This is a genomic window from Xanthomonas citri pv. mangiferaeindicae (genome assembly GCA_002240395.1).
Lineage (GTDB): Bacteria > Pseudomonadota > Gammaproteobacteria > Xanthomonadales > Xanthomonadaceae > Luteimonas > Luteimonas citri_A.
The window spans coordinates 2,044,501-2,068,128 of record CP016836.1 but is presented as its reverse complement, the minus strand read 5'-3'; the positions used below and the strand labels follow the sequence as shown (position 1 = coordinate 2,068,128).

General features: G+C 69.6%; 22 protein-coding genes and 1 pseudogene. 7 read left to right on the top strand and 16 right to left on the bottom strand.

Annotated features, from left to right (window positions below; translation table 11 throughout):
• Positions 1 to 211: 211 nt before the first annotated feature.
• On the bottom strand, positions 212 to 772 hold the full coding sequence (locus BEN78_08875; protein ID ASR43467.1) for an NADPH-dependent FMN reductase: 561 nt from the start codon (positions 770 to 772) through the stop codon (positions 212 to 214).
• A 391-nt stretch (positions 773 to 1,163) separates the two neighbouring features.
• On the opposite strand from BEN78_08875, the gene BEN78_08870 reads away from it, so the two are divergent.
• From BEN78_08870 to BEN78_08860, 3 genes are all read left to right on the top strand, one after another.
• Complete coding sequence (locus tag BEN78_08870) at positions 1,164 to 2,390, top strand: diguanylate cyclase (GenBank protein ASR43466.1); 1,227 nt, start codon at positions 1,164 to 1,166, stop codon at positions 2,388 to 2,390.
• Between the two features lie 104 nt (positions 2,391 to 2,494).
• Positions 2,495 to 3,979, top strand: coding sequence for an MATE family efflux transporter (locus tag BEN78_08865; GenBank protein ASR45036.1), 1,485 nt, complete (start codon positions 2,495 to 2,497; stop codon positions 3,977 to 3,979).
• A 105-nt stretch (positions 3,980 to 4,084) separates the two neighbouring features.
• Positions 4,085 to 4,570 (top strand): hypothetical protein, encoded by a 486-nt coding sequence (locus tag BEN78_08860; GenBank protein ASR43465.1) that lies wholly within the window; start codon positions 4,085 to 4,087, stop codon positions 4,568 to 4,570.
• A gap of 8 nt (positions 4,571 to 4,578) precedes the next feature.
• Here BEN78_08860 and BEN78_08855 read toward each other — a convergent pair whose 3' ends face one another.
• The 3 genes and pseudogenes from BEN78_08855 to BEN78_08845 all read right to left on the bottom strand — a co-directional run bounded on the left by BEN78_08855 (position 4,579) and on the right by BEN78_08845 (position 7,718).
• Entirely contained in the window at positions 4,579 to 4,827 is a 249-nt protein-coding gene (locus BEN78_08855) for a 30S ribosomal protein S3 (GenBank protein ID ASR43464.1), read from the bottom strand.
• A gap of 34 nt (positions 4,828 to 4,861) precedes the next feature.
• Positions 4,862 to 5,595, bottom strand: a pseudogene (locus tag BEN78_08850) (hypothetical protein).
• A 137-nt stretch (positions 5,596 to 5,732) separates the two neighbouring features.
• Complete coding sequence (locus BEN78_08845) at positions 5,733 to 7,718, bottom strand: aminopeptidase (GenBank protein ASR45035.1); 1,986 nt, start codon at positions 7,716 to 7,718, stop codon at positions 5,733 to 5,735.
• A gap of 71 nt (positions 7,719 to 7,789) precedes the next feature.
• On the opposite strand from BEN78_08845, the gene BEN78_08840 reads away from it, so the two are divergent.
• Positions 7,790 to 8,536 carry an endonuclease V gene (locus BEN78_08840; protein ID ASR43463.1) on the top strand — a complete coding sequence of 249 codons (747 nt, stop codon included), beginning with the start codon at positions 7,790 to 7,792 and terminating at the stop codon, positions 8,534 to 8,536.
• 129 nt (positions 8,537 to 8,665) lie between these two features.
• Here BEN78_08840 and BEN78_08835 read toward each other — a convergent pair whose 3' ends face one another.
• Both BEN78_08835 and BEN78_08830 read right to left on the bottom strand, forming a co-directional pair.
• The gene (locus tag BEN78_08835) at positions 8,666 to 9,427 is read right to left on the bottom strand and encodes a bifunctional demethylmenaquinone methyltransferase/2-methoxy-6-polyprenyl-1,4-benzoquinol methylase (GenBank protein ASR43462.1); all 762 of its coding nucleotides are present in this window, start codon (positions 9,425 to 9,427) and stop codon (positions 8,666 to 8,668) included.
• A gap of 7 nt (positions 9,428 to 9,434) precedes the next feature.
• Entirely contained in the window at positions 9,435 to 10,979 is a 1,545-nt protein-coding gene (locus tag BEN78_08830) for a hypothetical protein (protein ASR43461.1), read from the bottom strand.
• A gap of 138 nt (positions 10,980 to 11,117) precedes the next feature.
• Here BEN78_08830 and BEN78_08825 point away from each other — a divergent pair, with 138 nt between their 5' ends.
• Positions 11,118 to 11,573 carry a tRNA-specific adenosine deaminase gene (locus BEN78_08825; protein ASR45034.1) on the top strand — a complete coding sequence of 152 codons (456 nt, stop codon included), beginning with the start codon at positions 11,118 to 11,120 and terminating at the stop codon, positions 11,571 to 11,573.
• Positions 11,574 to 11,595: 22 nt separating this feature from the next.
• On the opposite strand, the gene BEN78_08820 is transcribed toward BEN78_08825, so the two are convergent.
• On the bottom strand, positions 11,596 to 12,813 hold the full coding sequence (locus BEN78_08820) for a hypothetical protein (GenBank protein ID ASR43460.1): 1,218 nt from the start codon (positions 12,811 to 12,813) through the stop codon (positions 11,596 to 11,598).
• Positions 12,814 to 14,605: 1,792 nt separating this feature from the next.
• Here BEN78_08820 and BEN78_08815 point away from each other — a divergent pair.
• A complete protein-coding gene (locus BEN78_08815; protein ID ASR43459.1) occupies positions 14,606 to 15,727 on the top strand; it encodes a hemolysin secretion protein D in 1,122 nt (373 codons plus the stop codon).
• A gap of 103 nt (positions 15,728 to 15,830) precedes the next feature.
• Here BEN78_08815 and BEN78_08810 read toward each other — a convergent pair whose 3' ends face one another.
• The 4 genes from BEN78_08810 to BEN78_08795 all read right to left on the bottom strand — a co-directional run bounded on the left by BEN78_08810 (position 15,831) and on the right by BEN78_08795 (position 19,220).
• The gene (locus BEN78_08810; protein ID ASR45033.1) at positions 15,831 to 16,466 is read right to left on the bottom strand and encodes a hypothetical protein; all 636 of its coding nucleotides are present in this window, start codon (positions 16,464 to 16,466) and stop codon (positions 15,831 to 15,833) included.
• A gap of 140 nt (positions 16,467 to 16,606) precedes the next feature.
• Complete coding sequence (locus tag BEN78_08805) at positions 16,607 to 16,963, bottom strand: hypothetical protein (GenBank protein ASR43458.1); 357 nt, start codon at positions 16,961 to 16,963, stop codon at positions 16,607 to 16,609.
• A gap of 219 nt (positions 16,964 to 17,182) precedes the next feature.
• Positions 17,183 to 18,568, bottom strand: coding sequence for an HslU--HslV peptidase ATPase subunit (locus BEN78_08800; GenBank protein ID ASR43457.1), 1,386 nt, complete (start codon positions 18,566 to 18,568; stop codon positions 17,183 to 17,185).
• Positions 18,569 to 18,668: 100 nt separating this feature from the next.
• Positions 18,669 to 19,220: an HslU--HslV peptidase proteolytic subunit gene (locus BEN78_08795; protein ID ASR43456.1), complete on the bottom strand. Its 552-nt coding sequence runs from the start codon at positions 19,218 to 19,220 to the stop codon at positions 18,669 to 18,671.
• Between the two features lie 218 nt (positions 19,221 to 19,438).
• On the opposite strand from BEN78_08795, the gene BEN78_08790 reads away from it, so the two are divergent.
• A complete protein-coding gene (locus BEN78_08790) occupies positions 19,439 to 19,639 on the top strand; it encodes a hypothetical protein (GenBank protein ID ASR43455.1) in 201 nt (66 codons plus the stop codon).
• 5 nt (positions 19,640 to 19,644) lie between these two features.
• Here the strand turns inward: BEN78_08790 and BEN78_08785 are convergent, their stop codons facing one another.
• The 5 genes from BEN78_08785 to BEN78_08765 form a co-directional block, all read right to left on the bottom strand.
• Entirely contained in the window at positions 19,645 to 20,766 is a 1,122-nt protein-coding gene (locus tag BEN78_08785; GenBank protein ASR43454.1) for a hypothetical protein, read from the bottom strand.
• A gap of 82 nt (positions 20,767 to 20,848) precedes the next feature.
• On the bottom strand, positions 20,849 to 21,730 hold the full coding sequence (locus BEN78_08780; protein ASR45032.1) for a tyrosine recombinase XerC: 882 nt from the start codon (positions 21,728 to 21,730) through the stop codon (positions 20,849 to 20,851).
• Positions 21,731 to 21,738: 8 nt separating this feature from the next.
• Positions 21,739 to 22,410 (bottom strand): hypothetical protein, encoded by a 672-nt coding sequence (locus BEN78_08775; protein ASR43453.1) that lies wholly within the window; start codon positions 22,408 to 22,410, stop codon positions 21,739 to 21,741.
• Positions 22,407 to 23,252 (bottom strand): diaminopimelate epimerase, encoded by an 846-nt coding sequence (locus BEN78_08770; GenBank protein ASR45031.1) that lies wholly within the window; start codon positions 23,250 to 23,252, stop codon positions 22,407 to 22,409. The genes BEN78_08775 and BEN78_08770 overlap by 4 nt, the downstream gene beginning before the upstream one ends.
• Before the next feature lie 40 nt (positions 23,253 to 23,292).
• A complete protein-coding gene (locus BEN78_08765; GenBank protein ID ASR43452.1) occupies positions 23,293 to 23,556 on the bottom strand; it encodes a hypothetical protein in 264 nt (87 codons plus the stop codon).
• Positions 23,557 to 23,628: the final 72 nt, after the last annotated feature.

The window sequence follows — 23,628 nt, the reverse complement described above, 5'->3', positions numbered from 1 at the left end:
GCGCCGGGGAAACACCGCCGCCAGACACGACGCAGAGGGTTCGCTTCGAATCGCATTGTCGACGGTCACCTTCACGAGCTGCCTGCACGACAAAGGCAGCCGTGCAGCGGCGTGAAGCGTACCGGAACTGGCCACAGGCGACGTCGCTACTCCCGAGAGAGCCGTTCAAAACTCGCGCCAGGATCAGGCAGCCGCCGTCGCTGTCGATCGCCTAGCGCGCTGACCCACCGTGACGCGCGATCCATGCCAGGTAGGCGTCCAGCCAGCCCTGCATGAAGTCGCGGCTGGCCGTACCGAAACCGCCATCGTCGTCGAAGACGCCTTCCTTGGCATGCAGGAAGACCTCCGGCTGGCCGAGGGTCGGCATGTCGAGATAGGCGAGGATGTTGCGCAGATGCTGCTGGGCAAGCGCGGAGCCGATGCTGCCGATCGAGGCGCCGACCACGCCAGCCGGCTTGCCGGCCCACACGCTCTGGCCGTAGGGCCGCGAGCCATGGTCGATGGCATTTTTCAGCACGCCCGGCACCGAGCGGTTGTACTCGGGTGTCACGAACAGCACGGCATCGGCGCCGCGCACCGTATCGCGCAGGCGCACGACGGCCGACGCGGGCGCATCATCGTCGTCCTGGTTGTAGAGCGGCAGATCGCCGATCTCCACATGCACGAAGGCGGCGCGGCCCGCCGCAAGGCGCTCCAAGGCGTGGGCCAGGCGGCGGTTGATCGACGCCTTGCGCAGGCTGCCGACGAGTACGGCGATTCTGGGTGCGGGCATGGGGAACTCCTTGTGGGTGGAAGGGCGCGACTGGGGCCTCGGCGACCAATGCCCCACACCATGCACCACGCATGCGGGGATCGGGATGAAATGAACTGCCGGCCAGGCGCCCACCCGGCCAGGCAGGCCGAGCGAAGCGTCGTCAACCGGCCAGCAGCACCGCGCGCAACGTGGGCCAGCCTTTGCGCACCATCAGGACGCCGACGCAGGCTCAAGTTCACCGCTGCCCAGCCGTTGGTACTAAGCTGTCGCCGTCCAATCGGACGGGGCAGGCCTGCCCGTCCTGACATCCAGTCGCGCGCGCCGAAGGGGGAACTTCGGCGTCCCTCCAGCGGATGAGGCGTGCAGATCTGCGGCCGGTCTTCGTCCTTGTTCCGACTTCGAGCGCCTTATGATCGCCAAGCTTCTTGTCGGCATGCTGTGTGCCTACCTGTTGAGCTTTTCAGTGTTGTTCCTGCTCATCGGCAGGCGCCTGGGCCGCGACAAGATGGGGACAGATGCGTTCGCCGTGGGCAACCTGATCCTCGGTGCTGCCTACGTGCTGCAGTTGCTTGAAGGGTCGGTGGGGCGCAGTTGGATGGGCGTGGTCAATCACGCGCTCACGCTCGGCGCGCTGCTGGCCTACAGCGTGGGCGGTCTGCGCTTCTTCGACCGACCGACACCGCTGCTTCGGCCGTTGGCCACGCTCGTGCTGGGCTATGCGGCCGTGCAGATCCTGGTGGCGTGGGCCTGGGGACCGGTGGCGCGCTACGCGCTGCTGTCAGCGGCCTGCGCCCTGTGGTTCGGCGGCATGGTGGTCGTGCTGGTCGCGGGCCTGCGGACGTTCGCCCGCGATCTCGGCGCCGAGGCGCTGCTGCTGGCCGCGCTGATCGGCGGCATCGGCGTGCTGAATGCGATCAAGTTGACCAAGTTGCTGGCCGGCGGCCTGGCGACGCTGCACATGGATGGCCAGTTCCAGGTGGCCTTCTATGTCTACATGTGTTCGCTGGCGACCATCATTCCGCCGTTCATCGTCTGGTTGGTGCTGCGTCGCCTGACCGACCGGCTTGGCGAGATGGCAGCGCGCGATCCGCTGACGCAGTTGCTCAACCGCCGCGGCTTGAGCGAAGCGCTCAAGCTGCAACCGCGGCACCCGGACGGTGCTCGCCTGCTGCTGATCGATCTCGATCACTTCAAGCGCATCAACGACCGACACGGTCACCACACGGGTGACGCCGTGCTTTGCGCCATCAGCGATGTCCTGCGTGGGGCCGTCCGTACGGAGGATCTGGTGTGCCGGATGGGCGGGGAGGAGTTCGCCGTGGTCTGCCCAGGCGCCGACGAGACCATCGCAGGCGGCGTGGCCGAGCGCATCCGCCAGACTGTGGCGTCGACGGTCCTGCGCCAGGCACCGGATGGCGAGGCCTTGCACTGCACCGTCACCGTGGGCATTTCAGGGCGCTTCGACGACGATGCCTCGCTGGAGCGGGCGATGCAGGTGGCGGACGCGGCGCTCTATCGCGGGAAGTACGCGGGGCGCAACCGGGTGGAATGTAGCGACACGACCACGAACCAGAACCAGGGTCAGAGTGCACTTTCTGACGTGCCGGTTCTTGCCGGGGTCACTTGCGATCCCTGAGTGGCGACGGGCCTCACTGAAAGTGACCCGCTCATTCACGCGCGCCGCTCCCGGCCGATTGCACCCTCACCGCATCACGATCCCGGGCCAGCTTGAATGCGCCGATGTCACGACGCCACGCCGCCCCAGCCACCGACCGCCCGCGCGACCTGACCCGTGGCCCGATCGCCGCCACGCTGCTGGTTTTCGCCCTGCCGATCCTCGGCGGCAACGCCTTGCAGTCGCTCAACGGCTCGGTCAACGCCATCTGGATCGGCCGATTCCTGGGCGAGGACGCGATCGCGGCGATCGCCAATGCCAACAACATCCTGTTCTTCCTGCTGGGCGCGGTGTTCGGCGTCGGCATGGCGGCGACGATCCTGGTCGCGCAGGCCATCGGCCGCGACGACCTCACCGCGGCCAAGCGCGCGATCGGCACCAGCGCGACGTTCTTTGTGAGCGTGTCGGTGCTCGTCGCGCTCGCCGGCCTCCCGCTCTCGGGCCCGGTGCTCGAATGGATGGGCACGCCGGCCTCGGCGCTGCCGCATGCCGAGGCCTACCTGCGGATCATCTTCCTGGCGGTGCCGTTCCTGTACGCGCTGGCGTTCCTGTCGGCGATCCTGCGTGGCGCCGGCGACTCGCGCACCCCGTTTCTGTTCCTGCTGCTGGTGGTCGCACTGGACATCGTGCTGGTGCCGCTGCTGTTGTTCGGCGTGGGCCCGTTGCCGGAGATGGGCATGGCCGGCGCGGCGGCTGCGAACCTGATCGCCAATGCGCTGGGGCTGGTGGCGATGCTGGCCTGGCTGCGGCATCGCCGCCATCGGCTGTGGATCAGCCGTCACGAGCGCGCGCTGTACCGCCCCGACTGGACGATCGTCCGCGCGCTGCTCGCCAAGGGCCTGCCGATGGGCCTGCAGATGGTGATGCTGTCGGCGGCGATGATCGCAATGATCGCGATGGTCAACGCGCACGGCATCGAGACCACCGCCGCCTACGGTGCCGCGCTGCAGTTGTGGACCTATGTGCAGATGCCGGCGATGGCGATCGGCGCTGCGTGCTCGACAATGGCGGCGCAGAACGTCGGCGCGGGCCATTGGGACCGCGTGGGCCAGGTCGCCAAGACCGGCGTGGCGATCAATTTCCTGATGACCGGCATGCTGATCGCGGTGCTGATCGGCCTCGACCGCCACGCGCTGGCGCTGTTCCTGCCAGAGGGCAGCGCGGCGCTGGAGGCCGCGCGCCACCTCAATCGGGTGGCGATCTGGTCGTTCCTGTTTTTCGGCGTGACCTTCGTGCTGTTCGGCGTGGTGCGCTCGACCGGCGCGGTGCTGCCGCCGCTGGTGATCCTGGGGGCGACCCTGTGGGGCGTGCGCGTGCCGTTCGCCACTTGGCTGCAGCCCACGCTCGGCGCCGATGCGATCTGGTGGAGCTTTCCGGCCAGTGCGCTGGTGGCGATGCTGCTGGCGGTCGGCTACTACCGCTGGGGCGGCTGGCGCGCGGCGCGCATGCTCGCCGATGAACAGGTCGCGATCCCGGCCGAAGTCCCGGCCCCGCCGCCGGCACCGGTCGCTGGCGTCCCACCCTGCCGGCCGCAGAGGGCGGTCGACTGAGGCTGAACGGCCCGGCCGCAAGGCGCATTGACGCCGGCGTACGCCCGGCCGCTGTAGGAAGGACGTCCGCCCCGCTTTTGGAAGACGCTCATGCGCCCCGCTCCCTTGCTGGCCCTCGTGCTCGTCTGCGCCGGCGTCGCGACCCCCGTCGTGGCGCAACAGCTGCGCAATCCGGCCGATCCCCCGCCTGCCGCGGTCGCGCGACCCGCAGCGCCCGCGCCCGCCCCACCGCAGTTGCGCCCGCAGGCGCCTCCGCCACCGGCAGCCACGCTGCGCGCCCCGCAGCCGACGCGGCAACTCTCGAACGATGTCACCCGCCCGGTCACGCCCACCCCGGCGCTGTCGCAGCGCGAACGCTGTCTGCAGACCACGCGGAGCGCCGTACAGCCGGTGTCGGATCAGCGTGTCGCCGCGGCCCAACGCGGGTTGGCCGCCACCCAGGCGCAGCGCGCGGCGACCGGCGCTGTGGGCGCCGATCCGACCGACCGCTCGGGCCTGCGTGCGCAGCAGGAGGGCCAGCAGCGCGCGATCGCACGCGAACGCGACGCGGCCGCCCAGCAATTGCGGGTCGCGCAGGCCAACTGCAACTAAAAGCCGCCTCAGGCAGCGGGCGCGTCGTTCGGCGCGTTCGCCGCTGCGCGGGCCAACCAATCCGGCAGCGCGCGCCGGCCGACGCCCTGCGCCCTCGCCTGCTGCAACTGCGCCAGCATGTAGGCGCGCCGCGCCGGGTCGTCGCCGGCGAACGACAGCGCAAGATCGCGGTCCATCCAGCGCCGGAACACCACGAACAGGACGACATGCAGTGCCAGCGCCAAGGCACTGACCACCACGACGATGGCCACGTCCATCAGTGCGGACGTCCCAGTGCGTTGCGCCGCAGGCTCACTGCCAGCCCGGCATCCGTGCCCGGTCGAGCCCGGCGACTTCGAACACCGCCGTGCGGGTGCCGCCGGCGTTGACCGGGAACGCGATCGATAGCGTCTTTGCGCCCTCGAGCAGACGCCACAGCGCCTTCTCGTCGTCGATGAACATCGCGATCGCCTCGTCGGTCTGCGGCCGGTTGGCCGCCATGCGGCGCGGCGCGGCCTCGTCCACTGTCACCTCGACCCGGCAGCTGGGATAGCAGTCGAAATCCCCCGCCTCCAGCACAAGGTAGCTGCTGCGCCCCACGAGGGATGGTCGCGGAAGATCAGCCGCACGGGCTTGCTCCCGCTGCCATCGACATCGACCGGCTCGCGGGCATAGATCGCTGCCGACACCTGTTGCCCGCCGTCGGCAGGGCGGGTGTCGTAGCTCCACAAGGCCGCGGTCCGCGCCTGCTCGCGCACCGCGTCGCCGCGGCTGCGGACCTCGTCGAACTTCGCACGCACGCGGCCGGCGGCCTCGGTCTGGGGGTAGCGCGACAGCAGGACGTCGGCCTGGGCCTTGGCCAGCGCCCAGTTCTCGGCGGCGACGGCGGCTTCGAAGTCGCGTTCGCCGGCGACCGCCTGCTGCTCGTTGGCTTGCGCTTGGGCCTGGGCCTGAGCGGCAGCCTGCGCCTCGCGGTCCTGGCAACCGGCCAACGCCAGCGATGCGACGAACAGGACGGCAGCGAACGGGCGGGCAACGGCGGGCATGGGCAGGGTCTCTCGTTTCGAAGGGCACGACGCCACCACGGCGCGCACCGCACCAGCGTAGCAGGCGTCCGCATCGCGGCGCCCGTCCAGAACGCACGCGGCCGCCCGAAGGCGGCCGCGCAAAACCGCACCGACGGTCAGTTGGCCGCGGGGGCGGCCTCGTCGACCGCAGGCGCGGCCGGCTCGGCGGCCGGGGCCGGCTTAGCCTCGGCGATCACCTTCTCCACCGAGCCGGTCGTGATCGGGTGATAGCCCGGACGCGCCTTGGCGAAGATCTCCTTGGCCAGCGCCAGGCCGGATTCGGTCTGCACCAGCGCGTCGTAGATCGGCATGATCAGCTTGCGGCGACCGACGCGTGCGGTGAACTCGGCCAGCGCCGCATTCGCCTCGGTGTAGCCGCTACGCACGGCCAGCGGATACCAGCGCATCGCGATCTCACCGTTGCCGGTGCCGGTGAAGTGGTAGGCGCCATCGAGCTGGGCCATCTGCTCGTGGGTCAGCGTCGCCGGCAGGCTGTCGAGGAAATGCAGCCACTCCTGCGTCGACCAGGCATCGGTGATCTGGCGCGGCGGCAGCTGCGCGCTGCCCAACCAGGCCAGTCGCGCGGAGTCGACGATGCCGAAGTTGCGCGACATCACCTGCGGCGCCGAGGCCGGGATGCCCGGGCCATAGACCCATTCCTGGATCTCGGCGTCGGTGACTGTGCCCGGATACTTGTCGAACAGATGCTCCTTCGCGTACGCGAGGAACTGCTCGGTGGTGATGCTCTGGAACGCGAAATGGTCGAAGTAGCCGCGCAGGAACGCGTCGAACGGCTCGCGGCCGAAGCGCTGCTCGAGGAACTGCAGGAACCACGCGCCCTTGTCGTAAGCGACTGCGCTCAGCGCGTCGTCGGCGTCGAGCACCGTGCCCGGCTTGACCGCCAGTGCCTGCACCGGCTCGGGCATCGAGACGATGCTCTCCTTGAGCGCGTTGCGGGCGATCACGAACTCCATGTCGCTGGTCTCCTTGCCGTAGACCGATTCGACGATGCGGTTCTCCACGTAGCTGGTGAAGCCCTCGTTGAGCCAGCCGTGCTTGGCGCTGGCGAACGTCACCAGATTGCCCGACCAGCTGTGCGCGAGCTCGTGGGCGACCAGCGAGACCAGCGACTTGTCGCCGACGATGACGGTCGGAGTGATGAACGACAGGCGCGGGTTCTCCATGCCGCCGTAGGGGAACGACGGCGGCAGGATCAGCAGGTCGTAGCGCTCCCAGCGGTACGGCCCGTAGAGCTGCTCGGTGGTGGCGATCATCTTCTCGGTGTCGGCGAACTCGTCGACCGCGCGGTCGATCGTCGCAGGCTCGGCCCAGATGCCGCTGCGCTCGGAAATCGGCTTGAACACCAGGTCGCCGGCGGCGATCGCCATCAGGTAGGAGGGGATCTTCTGCGGCATCTTGAACGCGTAGTCGCCATCGCGCTGGGCAGCCGGATCGTTGTCCGCGCTCATCAGCACCATCACGTCCGGACGCGAGGTCACGTGCGCGCTGTAGGTGTAGCGGATCGCCGGCGTGTCTTGCAGCGGCACCCACGAGCGCGCATGGATCTGCTGCGACTGGCTGAACATGAAGGGCAGCTTCTTGCCCTCGGTCATCTCCGGGGTGAGCCACTGCAGGCCCGAGGCATCGGGCGAAGTGGTGTAGGTCACGCGGATCCGGGCGTTGCGGTCGGGTGCCTGGATCGTCAGCTTGCTGCCGAGGGTCGCGTCGGCATCGGCCAGCGCGTACTGCAACGGCTGCCACTGCCCGCCGGCCTCGCCCTCGACCTTTTCGATCGTCAGCGCGCGCGTGTCGAGCACCAGTTCGGTCGCGGCCGGGTCCTTCCACTGCAGCGTGTAGGTCGCGGTGCCGGCGATGGTGCGGGCATCGAAGTCGAGCGCCAGGTCCAGCGCCAGATCCTCGGTGACGACCTTCTCGGGCTCGGCGTAGGAATGTTCGTCGCGGTCGGCGGCCTCGGCCGGCGGCTTTTCGCTGGCCGGCGGTGCCGGCGCGGTGCCGGCGTCGGGCTTGCAGCCGCTGATCACCAGGGCCGACAGGGACAGCAGCAGCACCGAGGCCAGCTGCGGGAAACGGAACGGGGGAATTCGGATCACGGAACGTCTCGCGGCGGAAGAACCGAGGCGCAGTCTACTCCGTCGCCCCGCATGGCCTGCCGATGCCCTGGATCTGCACGCCCAGGCGACCGGAGGCATCGCAACATGCGCGCATGAACAAGGCCCCTTTCGACGACTGGGACGGCAGCCCCGCCCAGGCGCGTGCCCTGCAATCGCGCCTGGGCGCGCAGGTCGTGCTCGAGGACCGGCTGCCGACATGCGTCCGCTGGCTCGCCGGCTTCGACGTCGGGTTCGAGGAGGCCGGCGACATCACCCGCGCCGCGGTGGTGCTGCTCGATGCGCAGTCGCTGCAGCCAGTCGAGGCCCATATCGCCCGCCTGCCGACTCGCATGCCCTATGTGCCCGGCCTGCTGAGCTTCCGCGAGCTGCCGGCGCTGCTCGCCGCACTCGCGCAGCTGTCGCAGACGCCCGACCTGGTGTTCGTGGACGGCCAGGGCATCGCGCATCCGCGGCGTCTGGGCATCGCGGCGCACTTCGGCGTGGCCACCGGCCTTGCCAGCATCGGCGTGGCCAAGAAGCGGCTGGCCGGGCAGTTCGAACCGCCCGGCGATACGCCCGGCGACCGGTCGCCGCTGCGCGACCGCGGCACGCACATCGGCTGGGCGCTGCGCAGCCGCGCACGCTGCAATCCGCTGATCGTCTCGCCCGGGCACCGGGTCTCCGTCGACGGCGCACTGGACTGGACGCTGCGCTGCCTGCGTGGCTACCGGCTGCCCGAGCCGACACGGCTGGCCGACCGGCTCGCATCGCGGCGCGGCGCCATCGACGTCGCCCCCACGCTGTTCTGACGCGCCGCTTCAAAGCGCGCGGTTCGCAGGCACGTCGTTCACGGCCAATCGTCTGACGGCACGCTGCGAGCAGGCGCGGCGCGCCTTCGTTGGGCTGTCCCGGGCCGGCGCAACGCCGGCCGCAGCGTGTCAGGCCTTGAAGCCGTCGTGGATCGCGACGATGCCAGCCGACAGGTTGCGGTAGCGGCAACGCACGAAGCCGGCCGCGTCCATCATCGACTTGAGTTCGTCCTGCGGCGGATGCTTGCGGATCGACTCGGCCAGGTAGCGGTAGCTGTCCGCATCGCCGGCAAACAGGCGGCCCAGTCGCGGCAGCACCTGGAACGAATGGAAATCGTAGAGCGGCCGGAACCACTCGGGCTTGACCTGGGAGAACTCGAGCACGCGCGCCTGGCCGCCGACGCGCAGCACACGCTGCATCTCGCGCAGCGCTGCGTCCTTGTCGGTGACGTTGCGCAGGCCGAAGGCGATCGTGACCAGGTCGAAGCTGTTGTCGGGGAACGGCAGCGTTTCGGCGTTGCACTGCACGTACTCGAAGCCGCGCACCTGCCCGCGATCGGTCATGCGGTCGCGACCGGTGCGCAGCATCGCCGCATTGATGTCGCCGAGCACCAGTTCACCCGATTCGCCGACCCGACTCTTGAGCAGGGCCGCGATGTCGCCGGTGCCGCCGGCCAGATCGAGCACGCGGTCGCCGCGGCGCACCTGCGCGGTCGCGACGAAATAGCGCTTCCACACCCGATGGATGCCCAGGCTCATCAGATCGTTCATCAGGTCGTAGTTGCCTGCGACTGAGGAGAACACCTGGCCAACCAGCTTCTGCTTCTCGCCGGTGGGGACGTCGCGGAAGCCGAAATGGGTGGTGTCGGGTCTGGAGGATTCGTCGCTCATGGGCCGATTATCCCTCATTCGGGGCCGGCGCGATCCGCAGGCGCCCGACCCGCCGCCGCTCCAGCGATTCGACCCGCAGCAGGTGACCATCGATGGTCACCTCGTCGCCTTCGGCCGGCATCCGGTCGAGGGCGTGGACCACCAGCCCGGACAGGGTCACATAGGTCGGGCTGGTCGGCAGGCTCAGGCCGGTTGCCAGCGCCAGGTCCTGCATCGACATCGAGCCGTCGACCAGCCAGGCGCCGTCCTCGCCGCGCACCGCGCCGTAGTCGGCGTCCTGGGTGTCGGCCAAGTCGCCGGCGATCGTGGCCAGCAGGTCGTTCGCGGTGACCATGCCTTCGATGCTGCCGTACTCGTCGACGACGACCGCGATCGGGATCGGATGGGCACGGATCTGTTCGAGCACGCGCAAGGTCGACGTGCCCTCGGGCACGACCAGCGGCTCGCGGACGAACTCGGTCACGTTCAGTGCCCGGCCCTGCAGCACGCTCGACAGCAGGTCGCTGCTCTGCACCACGCCCAGCAGGCGATCGAGCTCGCCGTCGCAGACCGGCAAGCGGGTATGCGGCGACTGCACCAGCCGCTCGGTCGCGTGCGCCAAACCACGTGTGGCGTCGATCCACTCGATATCGCCGCGCACCGTCATCACGCTCGACACCGGCCGCTCGGCCAGGGTCAGCACACTGCGGATCATGTCGTGCTCGGCCGCCTCCAGACGCTCGCCATCGGGCGCCTGCTCGGCCGGCTCGCTGACGCCCTCGCTCACCGTGTCCGGACGCGCGCCAAGCAGGCGCAGCACTGCGTCGGCGGTGCGCTGACGGAACGGCAGCTGGCGCACATGGCGCTCGCGGTTGTAGCGCGACCACTGATTGAACGCCTCGATCAGGATCGAGAACACGATCGCCGCGTACAGGTAGCCCTTCGGAATCTTGAAGCCCAGGCCCTCGGCGACGAGGCTGAAGCCGATCATCAGCAAGAAGCCCAGGCACAGCACCACGACCGTCGGATGGCGGCTGACGAAGCGCGTCAGCGGCTTGCTGGCCAGCATCATCACCGCCATCGCGATGATCACCGCGGCGTACATCACGCCCAGATGCTCGACCATGCCGACCGCGGTGATCACCGAGTCGAGCGAGAACACCGCATCGAGTACGACGATCTGCGCGACCACGACGCCGAACGCGGCGTAGGCCTTCTTGCCGCCGTTGTCGTGCTCCCGCCCCTCGAGCCGCTCGTGCAGCTCCATCGTCGCTTTGAACAACAGGAACAGGCCGCCGACGAGCAAAATCAGGTCGCGCCCGGAGAACGGGTTACCCCAGACCGAGAATAACGGCGCGGTCAGCTTCATGATCCATGCCAGCAACGCCAGCAGCACCAGGCGCATCAGCAGCGCCAGGGTCAGACCGATGATCCGCGCCTTGTCGCGCTGCTCGGGGGGCAGCTTGTCGGCGAGGATGGCGATGAACACCAGGTTGTCGATGCCCAGGATGATCTCGAGGACCACCAGGGTCGCCAGACCCATCCAAATCGTCGGGTCGGCCAGCCATTCCATAGGTGTTCTTGCATCGCGCGCGGGGAGGAGCGCGGATTCTGCCACGCGAATGTTAAGAATTTGCCGCGATCGGCGCGCCCGCTCGACCGCACCGCGCAGGCGCGTCAGACTGCAAGCCCCGCGCTGCTACGACCGCCGATGATCGCCACGCCCGACTACCGCGCCCTGCTCGACACCGCCATCGCCGAAGCCCGCCAGGGCCTGGCCGAGGGCGGCATCCCGATCGGCGCGGCGCTCTATCACCGCGACGGCCGGCTGTTGGGCTGCGGCCACAACCGCCGCGTGCAGGAGGATGACCCGTCCGTGCACGGCGAGACCGACGCCTTCCGCAAGGCCGGCCGCCAGCGCAGCTACCGCGACACGATCATGGTGACGACGCTGGCGCCGTGCTGGTACTGCAGCGGCCTGGTCCGCCAGTTCGGCATCGGCACGGTCGTTGTCGGCGAGTCGCAGACCTTCCGCGGCGGCATCGACTGGCTGCGCGAGCACGGCGTCGACGTGATCGATCTGCACAGCCAGGACTGCATCGACCTGCTCGGCGGCTTCATCGCCGCGCACCCGCAGGTCTGGAACGAGGATATCGGCGAGGACTGACGCGCTCCCGCGATCGAGGCACTCAGCGCGCCGTGTCGGTGCGCCACAACGTCGGGAAATCGCCGGGCGCCGCGCCTCCGCAGCGGCGCAGTTCGGCGTACTGCGCCAATACGAACGCTTGCCCGTCGTAGCGCCACTGCGCCGCCTCGCCGCAATCGGCGAGCCCGCGCCCCTTGGCGAAATGCGACAGCGTGGCGGTGTCCGGCGCGTAGTCGGCGTTGGTCAGCAACGCGAAATTGACGTCATCGAGCCCGGGCGGGCCCGGCGGCACGATGCGCGCCGCGCTGCTGCCGTCGCGCGCAACGCGAAAGGCCAGGCTCGAGGTCTGGTAGGCACCGCTCAGGCACGCGACGAAGACCAGCGCGTGCTCGGCATCGAGCGGATACGCCGCGTCCTGGTCACGGATGTCGAAGCCGTCGCGCGGCGGATTGCAATCGGCCTCGCGCAACGCGTCGGCGGCCTGTGCGCGGACGGCGGCGGTCAGCCGTGTGGCGTCCTGCGGCGACAGCGCCGGCGGCGGCGCCGCTGCATGCAACCTCGGCAGCGCCGGTGCGCCGGGTACGGCCGCCGAATTGCGCTCGCCGGGCCGCGCCCAGGCGCCGGGCGTGTCCAGTCGCTGCTGATGCTCGTCGATCAGCAGCAACGCCGCGCGCAGGCCCGACAGTGACAACGCCGGCGCGTCCTCGCCGCTGCCGGCCGACAGCCGAACGCCGTCACCGACCAGCGCGACGAACGCCGCAATGTCGGCCGGGGCGTCGAGCGTCAGCGCATCGCGATCATCGTCGCGCTGCCACGGCAGCGCGGCCAGCTCAGGCACCGCCACGCCGTCGAGCCGCAGCGTTGCGGGCTCGGGCGCGCCGTCCGACGTGCCCAGCCGCAGCCGTTGCGCGCCATCGCCGCCCGGCGCGCGCGCCAGCCGCAGCACCAGACCGAACGCGCCGTCATTCACGCCGATGGCCTCGCAGGCCAGGCCGTTGTCGCAGGCCACGGTGAAGTCGCGCAGTTGCCGATACAGCGGCGCCACCTCGCTGCGTGCGGCGTCCGCCGTCGCGTCCGCATCGTGCGCGACGGTCGATGGCGCGGTGGACGGCGCCGCAGCGGTCGCATCCGGCGTTGTCGGCGGCGACGATTCCGAGCACGCGGCCAGCAGCACGGCACAGGCAAGCACGAGGGGACGGATCATGGACATCGCGGCACTCTTGCGGATGAAAGCGCCATTGTCCCCCGCCCCGATCGGCATGGCATCGACGCGGCCATCACACGGACTCTGAGCGGTTTGGCCCGCAACGCTCCGGTGCATGCGGCGCCTTGCCGGCCTACCGGGTACGGCTCCAGACTGCGCGCCATGTCGCGCGTTCCGCCGCCTGCTCCGTCCTCCACGCCGCGATCGCCCGGCGCCGACCGCTACGCACCGCGTGCGTGGGCGCCGCACGAGCGGCCGATGATGCCGGGATCGCCATCGACCCCGCTGCATTCCACGCCGATGCGCGTCGCCTACGGCGTCGTGGGCTTCGTGATCGCGATCACCGGCGGCCTGGGCAACGCGCTGGTCACCGCCAACCTGCTCGATCTGCAGGGGCCGCTCGGTGCTTATGCGGCCGAGGTCGCCTGGCTGCCCGCCGCGTACGTGATGACCAACGTGTCGATGAACATCCTGCTGGTGAAGTTCAGGCAGCAGTTCGGCCTGCGGCTGTTCACCGAAGCGTTCCTGGTGCTGTACGCGTTGATCACGCTGGCGCATCTGTTCGTCAACGATCTGGGCTCGGCGATCGCGGTCCGCGCCGGCCACGGCATCGCCGGCGCGGCGCTCAACACCCTCGGCCTGTACTACATGCTGCAGGCCTTCCCGCAAAAGCACCGCTTGCGCGGCCTGGTGCTGGGATTGGGCATCGCGCAGTTGGCGCTGCCGCTGGCACGGGTGTTCTCGACCGATCTGCTCGAATTCGGCGAGTGGCGCGGCCTGTATCTGTTCGAACTGGGCCTGGCACTGCTGGCGCTGGGCTGCGTGCTGCTGCTCAAGCTGCCACCGGGCGATCGCCATAAAGCGTTCGAGCCGCTGGACTTCCTCACCTTCGGCCTGTTCGCGCCCGGGGTCGCGTTGCTGACCGCAGTGCTGGCGCAAGGCCGCATCGGCTGGTGGACCGAAACCGCATGGCTGGGCTGGGCGCTCGCCGCATCGGTCGCGCTGGTGACTGCCGCCATCGCGATCGAGCATTTCCGCACACGTCCGCTGCTCAATACGCGATGGCTGGCGACCGGTGCGATGCTACGGCTGGCCCTGGCGATCGTGCTGATCCGCATCGTGCTGTCGGAACAGGCGACCGGCGCGGTCGGCTTCCTGCAGGCGCTGGGCCTGGGCAATGCGCAGATGCACACGTTGTTCATGATCGTGCTGGCCGGCAGTGTCGCCGGGCTGATCGCCAGTGCGGCGACGATCAATCCGGCCAAGACCTGGCAACCGGTGTTGCTGTCGCTGCTGCTGATGATGACCGGCGCGCTGATGGATGCGCAGGCGACCAATGCCACCCGACCCGAGCAGATGTATCTCAGCCAGTTCCTGCTGGCCTTCGGCAGCACGTTTTTCCTCGGGCCGATGATGATCGCCGGCATCGGCCCAGTAATCAGCCAGCCGCGCAACCTGATCAGCTTCGTCGTGCTGTTCGGCATGACCCAGAACCTCGGCGGCCTGCTCGGCTCGGCCGTGCTGGGCACGTTCCAGACCATGCGCGAGAAGTTCCATTCCAGCGTGCTCAACGAGCACTTGACCCTGCTCGATCCCCAGGTCGCCGCGCGCGTGCATGCGACCGCCCAGGGCTACGCGTCCACCGTCGCCGATCCTGCATTGCGCGAGGCACTCGCACTGCGAGCACTCGGCGCGACGGCCAGCCGCGAGGCCACTGTGCTGGCCTACAACGATGTCTTCCTGCTGATTGCCTTCATCGCCTTCTGCACCTTGGTGTGGATCATCGCCTCCCGGGCGTGGGCGCGCCTGCGCGCGCCTGCGCCGCCCGTCCCGCGAGACCGGACCCCGCATGAGCACCCCTGCCTCCTCGCCTCCCGAACAACCCGCGGCACCCTCGCGCCGACGACGGACGTTGCAGATCGCGGCCTTCGCCGCCGTCGCACTCGCCGGCATCCTGGTGGTGCTCTACGCCTGGCGCCTGCCGCCGTTCGGCAGCAGCGTGCAGAGCACCGAGAATGCGATGGTGCGTGGCCGGGTGACGCTGATCGCGCCGCAGGTCACGGGCTATGTGACCCACGTCGCTGTGCAGGACTTCGAGGCGGTCACCCGTGGTCAATTGCTGGTGACGATCGACGATCGCATCTATCGCCAGCGTTACGAACAGGCCCAGGCCAATCTGCGGGTGCAGCAGGCCGCCCTGGCCAATGCCACGCAGTCCAGACGCAGCGCCGAGGCCGGCATCGCGCGCAGCGCCGCCGACATCGCGGCCACGCGCGCGCAGGCCGAGGTCGCCACGATCGACCTGCGTCGGCTCGAACAACTGGCTGACCAGAAGCTGATCTCCGCGCACGATCGCGATCTTGCGCGCGCCAACAGCGCGCAGGCCCGCGCTGCCGCCGCCCAGGCCCGCGCGGCCCTGCAGATCTCCGAGCAGGACGCGCGCAGCGTCGACGTCAATCGCGACAGCCTCGAGGCGGCGGTGGCCAGCGCCGAAGCCGCGGTGCGGCTGGCGAAGATCGACCTCGACAACACCCGCATCGTTGCGCCCGAGGACGGTCTGCTCGGCCAGGTCACCGTGCGTGAGGGCGCGCTGGTCAATGCCGGCACGCAGTTGATGGCGCTGGTGCCGGCCGATATCTGGGTGGTGGCGAACATGAAGGAAACCCAGATGACCAACATGCGCGTCGGGCAGCCGGCGACCTTCACCGTCGACGCCCTCGGCGGCGCGCAGCTCACCGGGCACGTCGAACGCATCTCGCCGGCGACCGGCTCGGAGTTCAGCGTGCTGCCGGCAGACAACGCGACCGGCAACTTCGTCAAGATCGCCCAGCGCATTCCCGTGCGCATCGCGATCGACCGCGACCAACCGCTGGCCGAACGCCTGCGCCCCGGCATGTCGGTGGTCGTCTCGGTGGACACCGCAGGCGCGCGAGAGGCATCCGACGAGGCGCCGCGCACACCGACGCACTGAGCGTGTTCTTCGTCGGACTGATCGTTTGCCCCCAACCTACCCTCCCCCGCGTGCGGGAGAGGGCTTCAGATCAAGCCTCGCTGCTGCCCTTGACGACGATCCGCTAAGTGCGCCGATCGTGCGCGGCCAGCGCGGCCTCGACCAGCGGCTGCGCCCAGCCCGGCGTCGCGCGCAGGGCCCCCGGATCATCGGGCGCCGGGTGCACCAGGCGCCCGGCCACCATCTCCAGCACGCGCAGCGGATCGGGCACCGCGTGGCCGCGCGCGACATCGACGCTGTTGTCGTAGACCTGCAGGTGCGCCAGGTACGGCATCAGCACGACCAGGTTCTCACGCGCCCGTTGCCAGCGCGCGCGGATGTCGGATTCGGGAATGTCGTGACCGCCGGCGGCGACGCGGGCGCGCACGCGGGCGATGTGCTGGTGGACCGACGACAGACCGCAGAACCACATCAGCACGTCGTGCGTGCGCGCGGCCCCGGCGATCTTCGCCGGCACGGTGTTGCCGCCGAGCGTGGTCTCGAATGCGTAATGCCGACCGGCTGCGATGGCTGCGTCGAGCCGCCGCATGCCTTCCTGCCACGCTTCGGCATTGGCGTCGCGCTGGCTGCAGCCGGTGGCGGCGACGAGTGCGCGTGCGAAGTCGTCGGGATTGAACCAGGTCAGGCCGGCGTCGGCGAGCAGGTGACCGCCGATCGAACTCTTGCCGGCGCCGTTGACGCCTGCGAGCACGAGCAGCACCGGCCGAGGCTTTGCGGCCTCTTCGCCAGCCGCGGCGCCGCGCGCCGCGCCGCGCTCGTGTTCGGCTGTGGGGCACCCGCCCGCGGCGGCCGCACCGCGCGTCCGCAGCGTGCGCCGCGCGCCAGGCCGCCCGCGCGGGCTCAATGCGAAGCGCCGGCCTTGACCTTGCCGCGCAGTGCGGCCGGCTGCGCCATCACCGCGCGCAGTCGGTCGCCGGCATCGGCGGCCTCCAGCGACGCCAGCCTGGCGTCGAACTTCGCCTGCAGCGCCTCGAGCGCCGAGCGTTGCGGCGCCGCGGCCGCCTCCAGCGCGCGCAGGATCGCGTCGTAGGCCTCCGCCGACAGGATCACCGCTTCGGGCGTGTTGTGGTGGGTCACCACCACTTGGCCATCGCGGGCGACCGACTTCATGACGCCGCGCCAGCCCAGCTTCTTGACGTCGGACGCCGGCGTGCGCGGCAGCGCGTCGAGGGCACCGAACTTGGGGGCAATGGACATGGGAACGGCCTCACGATGGACGTGAGGCCAATATACCCATTTTTCCCTTTCGCGGCCGTGAACCCGGCGGAGCGGCAGAACCTGTTCAAGGTCCGTCGCGAGCGCCGCCAAATGGCGCGTGGCGGAGCGCAGGAAGCGCAGCGTACGTGCAGGTACGTGAGCATTCCGAGCACCGCACGCGCGCCATTTGGCAAGCGCAGCAGGACCTTGGACAGGTTCTCAGAGGATGTAACGGCTCAGGTCCTGATCCTGCACCAGCTCGCCCAGATGCGCATCGACATAGGCCCGGTCGATGGTCACCGTGCCGCCCTTGTCAGGGGCCTCGAAGCTCAGCGTGTCGAGCAGACGCTCGAGCACGGTGTGCAGGCGCCGCGCGCCGATGTTCTCCTGCCGCTCGTTCACGTGGGCAGCGATCTCGGCCAATCGCTCGACCGCGTCGTCGGCGAACGTCAGGTCCACGCCTTCGGTCCGCAACAGCGCCACGTACTGGCGCGTCAGCGCCGCCTTGGGCTCGGTGAGGATGCGCACGAAATCGTCCTTGGTCAGCGCGGTGAGCTCCACGCGGATCGGGAAGCGGCCCTGCATCTCGGGGATCAGGTCGCTGGGCTTGGCGAGGTGGAAGGCGCCCGAAGCGATGAACAGAATGTGGTCGGTCTTCACCGAGCCGTACTTGGTGCTCACCGTGCTGCCCTCGACCAGCGGCAACAGATCGCGCTGCACACCTTCGCGGCTGACGTCGCCGCCGGTGGTGCCGGCCTCGCTGCGCTTGGCGACCTTGTCGATCTCGTCGATGAACACGATGCCGTGCTGCTCGCAGGCCTCGATCGCGGCCTCGCGCACGTCGTCCTCGTTGACGAGCTTGCCGGCTTCCTCCTCGATCAGCTGCGGGCGCGCGGCGCGGATCGTCAACTTGCGCTTCTGGGTCTTGCCACCACCGAGGTTGGCGAACATCTGCCGCAGTTGCTGGCCCATTTCCTCCATGCCCGGCGGCGTCATGATGTCCATGCCCTGTCCGGCACTGAGTTCGAGTTCGATCTCGCGCTCGTCGAGCTCGCCTGCGCGCAACTGGCGACGCAGCTTCTGCCGGGTCTCGGACTCCTTCGACGACGGCTCGGCGCCGATGTCGACCGTGGTCTGCTGCGCGCCGAAGCCGAACGGCTGCGACGGCGCCTCGCGCCGCGGCAGCAGCGCATCGAGGATCCGGTCCTCGGCGCGGTCCTCGGCCTGCGTGCGCACCCGCACCTTGGCCTGCTCGCGATAGAGCTTGACCGCCGTGTCGGCAAGGTCGCGGATGATCTGTTCGACGTCCTTGCCGACGTAGCCGACCTCTGTGAACCGCGTGGCCTCGACCTTGACGAACGGCGCGTTGGCCAGCGTCGCCAGCCGGCGCGCGATCTCGGTCTTGCCGACACCTGTCGGGCCGATCATCAGGATGTTCTTGGGCATGACCTCGTTGCGCAGTTCATCGGGCAACTGCGCCCGGCGCCAACGATTGCGCAGCGCGATCGCGACCGCGCGCTTGGCCGCGTTTTGGCCGACGATGTGGCGGTCGAGTTCCTGCACGATCTCGCGCGGGGTCATGGTGGAGGAGCTGGAATTGGGCATGGGGAAATTCGGGCTTCGTAAGAGCGGAGGGGCGCGCGACTCGGGATCGACGGGGGATCGGCTGGTGCGAACCCCGGTGCCGGACATCCCGGTCCCGCCTTCAGAGTTCTTCGACGACGACGTTCCGGTTGGTGTAGATGCAGATGTCGCCGGCGATGTGCAACGCCTCGGTGGCGATCGTGCGCGCGTCCAGATCGGTATGGGCCAGCAGCGCGCGGGCCGCCGACAGCGCATAGGAGCCGCCCGAGCCGATCGCGACGATGCCGTCTTCGGGCTCGATGATGTCGCCGTTGCCGCTGATGATCAGCGAGGTGTCCTTGTCGGCCACCGCCAGCAGCGCCTCGAGCTTTCCGTAACGCCGGTCGGTGCGCCAGTCCTTGACCAGCTCGACCGCGGCACGCACCAGCTGACCGCCGTGCTGCTGCAGCTTGGCCTCGAACAACTCGAACAGCGTGAACGCGTCGGCCGCGGCGCCGGCGAAGCCGGCCAGCACGCTGCCGTCGCCGAGCCGGCGCACCTTGCGGGCATTGCCCTTCATCACGGTGTGGCCGAGCGTGACCTGACCATCGCCGGCGACGACGACCTTGCCGCCCTTGCGGATCGAGACGATCGTCGTGGCGTGGAAGACATTGGGATTCTGGCTGGGGTCCATGCGGCCTCCGTGGATCGAACCCCATCAGTGGGGCGTCCACGCGCCCCATTCAACCCGCGCGCCGACAGCCGCCGATCGCGAGACATCCGCGAGCACGATTCGAGGGGCCGCGCAGCCTCCTTGACGCGCGGCGCACGATCCTGCGCCGCTTGTCCTGGATCAATGCGCGCGGCCGATCGCGGCGCGATGCTGGAATCCGGTCCCGACAAGGCGCAGGCATGGCCAAACCGTTTCCGCTGCATCCCAAACACCCCGAGCGCATCTGTTGGGGCTGCGACAAGTACTGCGCGGCCGATGCCCTGGCCTGCGGCAACGGCGCCGGGCGCACCCAGCACCCGATCGAGAACGAGGGCGAGGACTGGTACCTCGCCTGGGGCATCGAACCCGAAGCCGACCGTCCTAAGCACGCGAAGTGCTGATGCACTCAGCCCGTACTGTCCGGATGGCGGCACGCACCCGCGCCCGATTCGCCCGCAAGGACCTCCAAGTCCCCGAGCGGATGCAGGGCCCGCAGGTCTTCCCGGGCAAGCCGATAGCGCCCCGGCGGCAAGCGCAAGTCGCCCTGCCGCGCATCGGCAGGTACCACGGCCTGATCGATCGCGATCGCATCGGCGGGATCTCCGAGGGCGAACGCGCGTAGCAACGATGCGTCTGTCCACGGCGCCAGGCACACCGGAACCGGCACCCCGCGCCGTGCGTGTGCGGATGCGACCGCCTGCGGCGGATGGAGCACCAGAAAATCCACATGCGGTTGCGAGACCACATATCCCTCCCGCCAGGCCACGACGGCTCTCGGCGCATCGAACTGCCAAGCATCGGCAGTCTGCGCACAGGCTGCCGTCTGCGCGACTGTTAGCGGGTCGATCCCGGTCAGCGCGGTCAAGCGCGCAGCCATCCAGCCGGCCTCGGGGTCCTCGGAAATATGCGAGCCGCCGGCATAGACCAGGAGACGCCGCTTGGGGTGGCGGGTCAGCCAGTCGGCCAGCGCAGCCGCCTGGCCGCGCTCGCGAGCCTCGCGCCCGCCGCCCATCGACTCATACGCGACGAAGTCCCAACCCGCGCGCGCCGCGACACGCACCGCCGCGGCAAATGCGGGATCGGCGGTGTAATGGCCCGTACTGGTCTTCGGGACGCCGTCGTGCATCGTGCCTGCCACGCCGGCATAGAACGTCTCAGCGGCCAATGCATCGAACCCCATCACATCGAGTCGCTCGATCAGCTCCGACAGGAACAAACGAGGCACTCGGCTGGCATGGTACTCGTTGAGCATCACCACGCGCGCGTCGCTTGCGGCCTCGGCAATGGTCGAAAGCGCGTCGTGATACTCGGCCCCATTGGCCTGCTCAGGCGGCCGACCGGACAGGATCGCGCAGCCGGGCCGATCATCGCCGACGAACACGGCCACCTGCGCGGCGACCTGGGCCTGCACGCCAGGCGCCTGCAAGGCATGCAGGGCCGCCCAGGGACGGTTGTCGCGCAGCGCACTGAAGCCCTCCGCCATCTGCGCGGAGGCCGTGCCCCAGAGCATCATCGTCAACAGCGCCATCGCCCAGCGGCCCTGTGATCGGGAGATGGATGTCGTCATCGGCGGGGACTCGTCCTTGAGTGAATGTATGGGGAGTTTGCCGTCAGCGCTTGCGCCGCGCGCGCGGATGCGCGGCGTCGTAGACCTTGGCCAAATGCTGGAAGTCGAGGTGGGTGTAGATCTGGGTCGTGGCGATGTCGGCGTGGCCGAGCAGTTCCTGCACGCCGCGCAGGTCGCCCGAGGATTCGAGGACGTGGCTGGCGAACGAATGCCGCAGCAGGTGCGGGTGCACGCGCTTGAACAGGCCCTGGCGCTGGGCGAGCAGCCGCAGCCGCATCTGCACCGCGCGCGCGGTGATCGGACCGCCGCCGCGACCGGGGAACACCGGTGCATCAGCACCCGAGGCACTATCGGCGCACCATGCGCGCAGGGCCGCGACCGCATGCGAGCCGACTGGCACGCTGCGTTGGCGGCTGCCCTTGCCCAGCACCGTCACCAGCCCGCTGTCGAGATCGAGGTCGCGCCAGCGCAGCGCGACCAGTTCGGCCAGGCGCAGACCAGACGAATAGAACAACTCGAGCAGCGCGCGGTCGCGTAAGCCCAGGGGCGCATCGGTCGACACCTCGACCAGTTGCGTCGCCTCGTCGACATCGAGCACCTGCGGCAGCTTGCGTGGCGCCTTGGGGCCGCGCACGCCGGCCGCAGGATTGGCGACAACGTGGCCATGCCGCAGCAGCCAACGATAGAAGCTGCGACAGGCCGACAGTCGCCGCTGCAGGCTCTTGGCCGACAGGCCGCCGCGGTGGCCGGCGGCGACGAAGGCGCGGATGTCGTCGGGCTGCAAGCCGCGCAGGTCAGCGCGCCCGCTGTCCTCGGCCCACGCGGCCAGCGCGGTGAGATCGCGGCGATAGGCGTCGAGCGTGTGCGCCGACATGCGCCGCTCGACCTGCAGGTGCGCCAGGAACGCCTCGACGTCGGCCGACATCGCCACGCTCAGGCGGCGTAGCGCTTCATCGCCGCCGCGAACGCCTCGCCCATCATGTGCAGGAACAACGTGCCCATGCCCGGATAGAAGCGATTGGGGTCGCGGCTGCCCACGGCAATCAGGCCGACGCCTTCGATCGGCAGCAGCGCGCTCGAATGCACCTCGTCCACGCGCGGGCCGTACAGCAGCGACTGCTTGTCGGGGTGCAGACGGCCGCACAGCGGCGTCTCGTCCTTGAGGCAGTCGACGAAAGGCTGCAGGCGGCGGTCGTCGCGCGCGACGATCTGCAGCCAGTCCTCGTCGAGCCCGGCGACCGGCGCGAACAGCACAAGGCGGACCAGATCGCCGTTGAAATCCTCGGCCAGCGTCGCCGCCAGCGCGCGCACCGTCGAGGCGGCGTCGGGCTGACGCATCAGCGCCAGGGTCAGCTGGTGGGTGCGCACCGCCAGGCGTTCGTTCTCCTGCGAGATCGCATACAGCTCGCGCAGGCGCTTGGACAGTTCGCGATTCTTGTCGCGTAACACTTCCAGTTGGTAGCTGGCCAACGACGCAGCCGGGCCGTCGTCGCGCGGGACGACCAGCGTCAGTGCCAGGTCCGGAAACTGCTGCAGGAACTTGGGCTGCCGACGCAGCCAGGCGGCCACTTCGTGCGCGCCGAGTGTCTCGGTGGTCTCGCTCATGCGCTCCACTCCCCTTCAAAAACGAATGCGGCCGGGCCGGCCATCGTCAGCGTGGCCGCATCCTCGGGCCATGCGATGCGCAGCGTGCCGCCGGGCAACGATACGTCGGCGCAGCGCGCAATGCGACCGCGACGAGCCAGGACCGCGACCGCCGCGCAGGCGCCACTGCCGCAGGCAAGGGTTTCGCCGACCCCACGTTCGAACACGCGCAGCGCGATCCGGTCCGAGGCCAACACCTGCGCAAAACCGACGTTGACCGACTCGGGAAACCAGCGCGAGGCTTGCAGGGCCGCACCGATGCGCGCCACGGGTGCAGCCTGCAGGTCGTCGACCTCGATCACCGCATGCGGATTGCCCATCGATACCGCCCCGAAGGCGACCGACGTACCGTCGTCGAGCACACCCGTGTACAACGGCACGGCATCAAAGCCGGCCAGCGGTACGTCGGCCGGCGCAAACGCCGGCACGCCCATCGCGATCCGGAAGTGCGCGCCATCGCGATCGACTGCATGCAGGCCCGCGGGACTTTCAAGCACGAAGCCGCTGGCCCCTGCCGCACCGTCGCGCACCAGCCAGGCGGCCACGCAGCGCGCGCCGTTGCCGCACTGCTGCGACGACGAGCCATCGGCATTCCAGATGCGATAGCGGGCCACAGCCTCGGCCGCCTGCGGCGCCTCGATGGTCAGGATCTGGTCGCAGCCGACGCCGACGTGCCGATCGGCAAGCGCACGGCATTGTTCGGCATCCGGCGGCGGCGTGCCGTCGCGCAGGTCGAGCACGACGAAATCGTTGCCGGCGCCATGCATCTTCGAAAAGCGCAGCGGCAGGGAAGACGCAGACATCATCGGCACCGGTCCCTCGACTCGACGGGGCCGCGCCCGGTCACGGCGTCCCGGTCGCGGGCGGCACGTCGAGGATCACCGGCACCGCGGGCGCGGGGCGGTCCTGCGCCGGATCGGCGTCGCCCGCGTCATCCTGTACCGCGTCGGTGTCGGCGTCGCGCTGCGCGCGCGTCGGCACCGAGGACTTGATCAGGAAGCGGCCGGCATCTTCCGGCGGCACCTGGGAGGGCATCAGCAGGTCGGCCTTGTTGCCGCAAGCGGCCAGCAGCAGGGCGGTCAGCACGATCGGAAGACGGTTGCTCATCGGCGAAGTGTACAGGCGCCACGCCCGGCGGTCCGCCCGAACGCGCGGCCGCCGGCCCCCAGGATGCGCACG

Bases quoted from the DNA above. Each gene is read 5' to 3' on its own strand.
- BEN78_08875 (ASR43467.1), bottom strand. From the start codon at position 772: ATGCCCGCACCCAGAATCGCCGTACTCGTCGGCAGCCTGCGCAAGGCG.
- BEN78_08870 (ASR43466.1), top strand. From the start codon at position 1,164: ATGATCGCCAAGCTTCTTGTCGGCATGCTGTGTGCCTACCTGTTGAGC.
- BEN78_08865 (ASR45036.1), top strand. From the start codon at position 2,495: ATGTCACGACGCCACGCCGCCCCAGCCACCGACCGCCCGCGCGACCTG.
- BEN78_08855 (ASR43464.1), bottom strand. From the start codon at position 4,827: ATGGACGTGGCCATCGTCGTGGTGGTCAGTGCCTTGGCGCTGGCACTG.
- BEN78_08840 (ASR43463.1), top strand. From the start codon at position 7,790: ATGCCCTGGATCTGCACGCCCAGGCGACCGGAGGCATCGCAACATGCG.
- BEN78_08835 (ASR43462.1), bottom strand. From the start codon at position 9,427: ATGAGCGACGAATCCTCCAGACCCGACACCACCCATTTCGGCTTCCGC.
- BEN78_08830 (ASR43461.1), bottom strand. From the start codon at position 10,979: ATGGAATGGCTGGCCGACCCGACGATTTGGATGGGTCTGGCGACCCTG.
- BEN78_08825 (ASR45034.1), top strand. From the start codon at position 11,118: ATGATCGCCACGCCCGACTACCGCGCCCTGCTCGACACCGCCATCGCC.
- BEN78_08820 (ASR43460.1), bottom strand. From the start codon at position 12,813: ATGCCGATCGGGGCGGGGGACAATGGCGCTTTCATCCGCAAGAGTGCC.
- BEN78_08815 (ASR43459.1), top strand. From the start codon at position 14,606: ATGAGCACCCCTGCCTCCTCGCCTCCCGAACAACCCGCGGCACCCTCG.
- BEN78_08805 (ASR43458.1), bottom strand. From the start codon at position 16,963: ATGTCCATTGCCCCCAAGTTCGGTGCCCTCGACGCGCTGCCGCGCACG.
- BEN78_08800 (ASR43457.1), bottom strand. From the start codon at position 18,568: ATGCCCAATTCCAGCTCCTCCACCATGACCCCGCGCGAGATCGTGCAG.
- BEN78_08795 (ASR43456.1), bottom strand. From the start codon at position 19,220: ATGGACCCCAGCCAGAATCCCAATGTCTTCCACGCCACGACGATCGTC.
- BEN78_08790 (ASR43455.1), top strand. From the start codon at position 19,439: ATGGCCAAACCGTTTCCGCTGCATCCCAAACACCCCGAGCGCATCTGT.
- BEN78_08785 (ASR43454.1), bottom strand. From the start codon at position 20,766: ATGGCGCTGTTGACGATGATGCTCTGGGGCACGGCCTCCGCGCAGATG.
- BEN78_08780 (ASR45032.1), bottom strand. From the start codon at position 21,730: ATGTCGGCCGACGTCGAGGCGTTCCTGGCGCACCTGCAGGTCGAGCGG.
- BEN78_08775 (ASR43453.1), bottom strand. From the start codon at position 22,410: ATGAGCGAGACCACCGAGACACTCGGCGCGCACGAAGTGGCCGCCTGG.
- BEN78_08770 (ASR45031.1), bottom strand. From the start codon at position 23,252: ATGTCTGCGTCTTCCCTGCCGCTGCGCTTTTCGAAGATGCATGGCGCC.
- BEN78_08765 (ASR43452.1), bottom strand. From the start codon at position 23,556: ATGAGCAACCGTCTTCCGATCGTGCTGACCGCCCTGCTGCTGGCCGCT.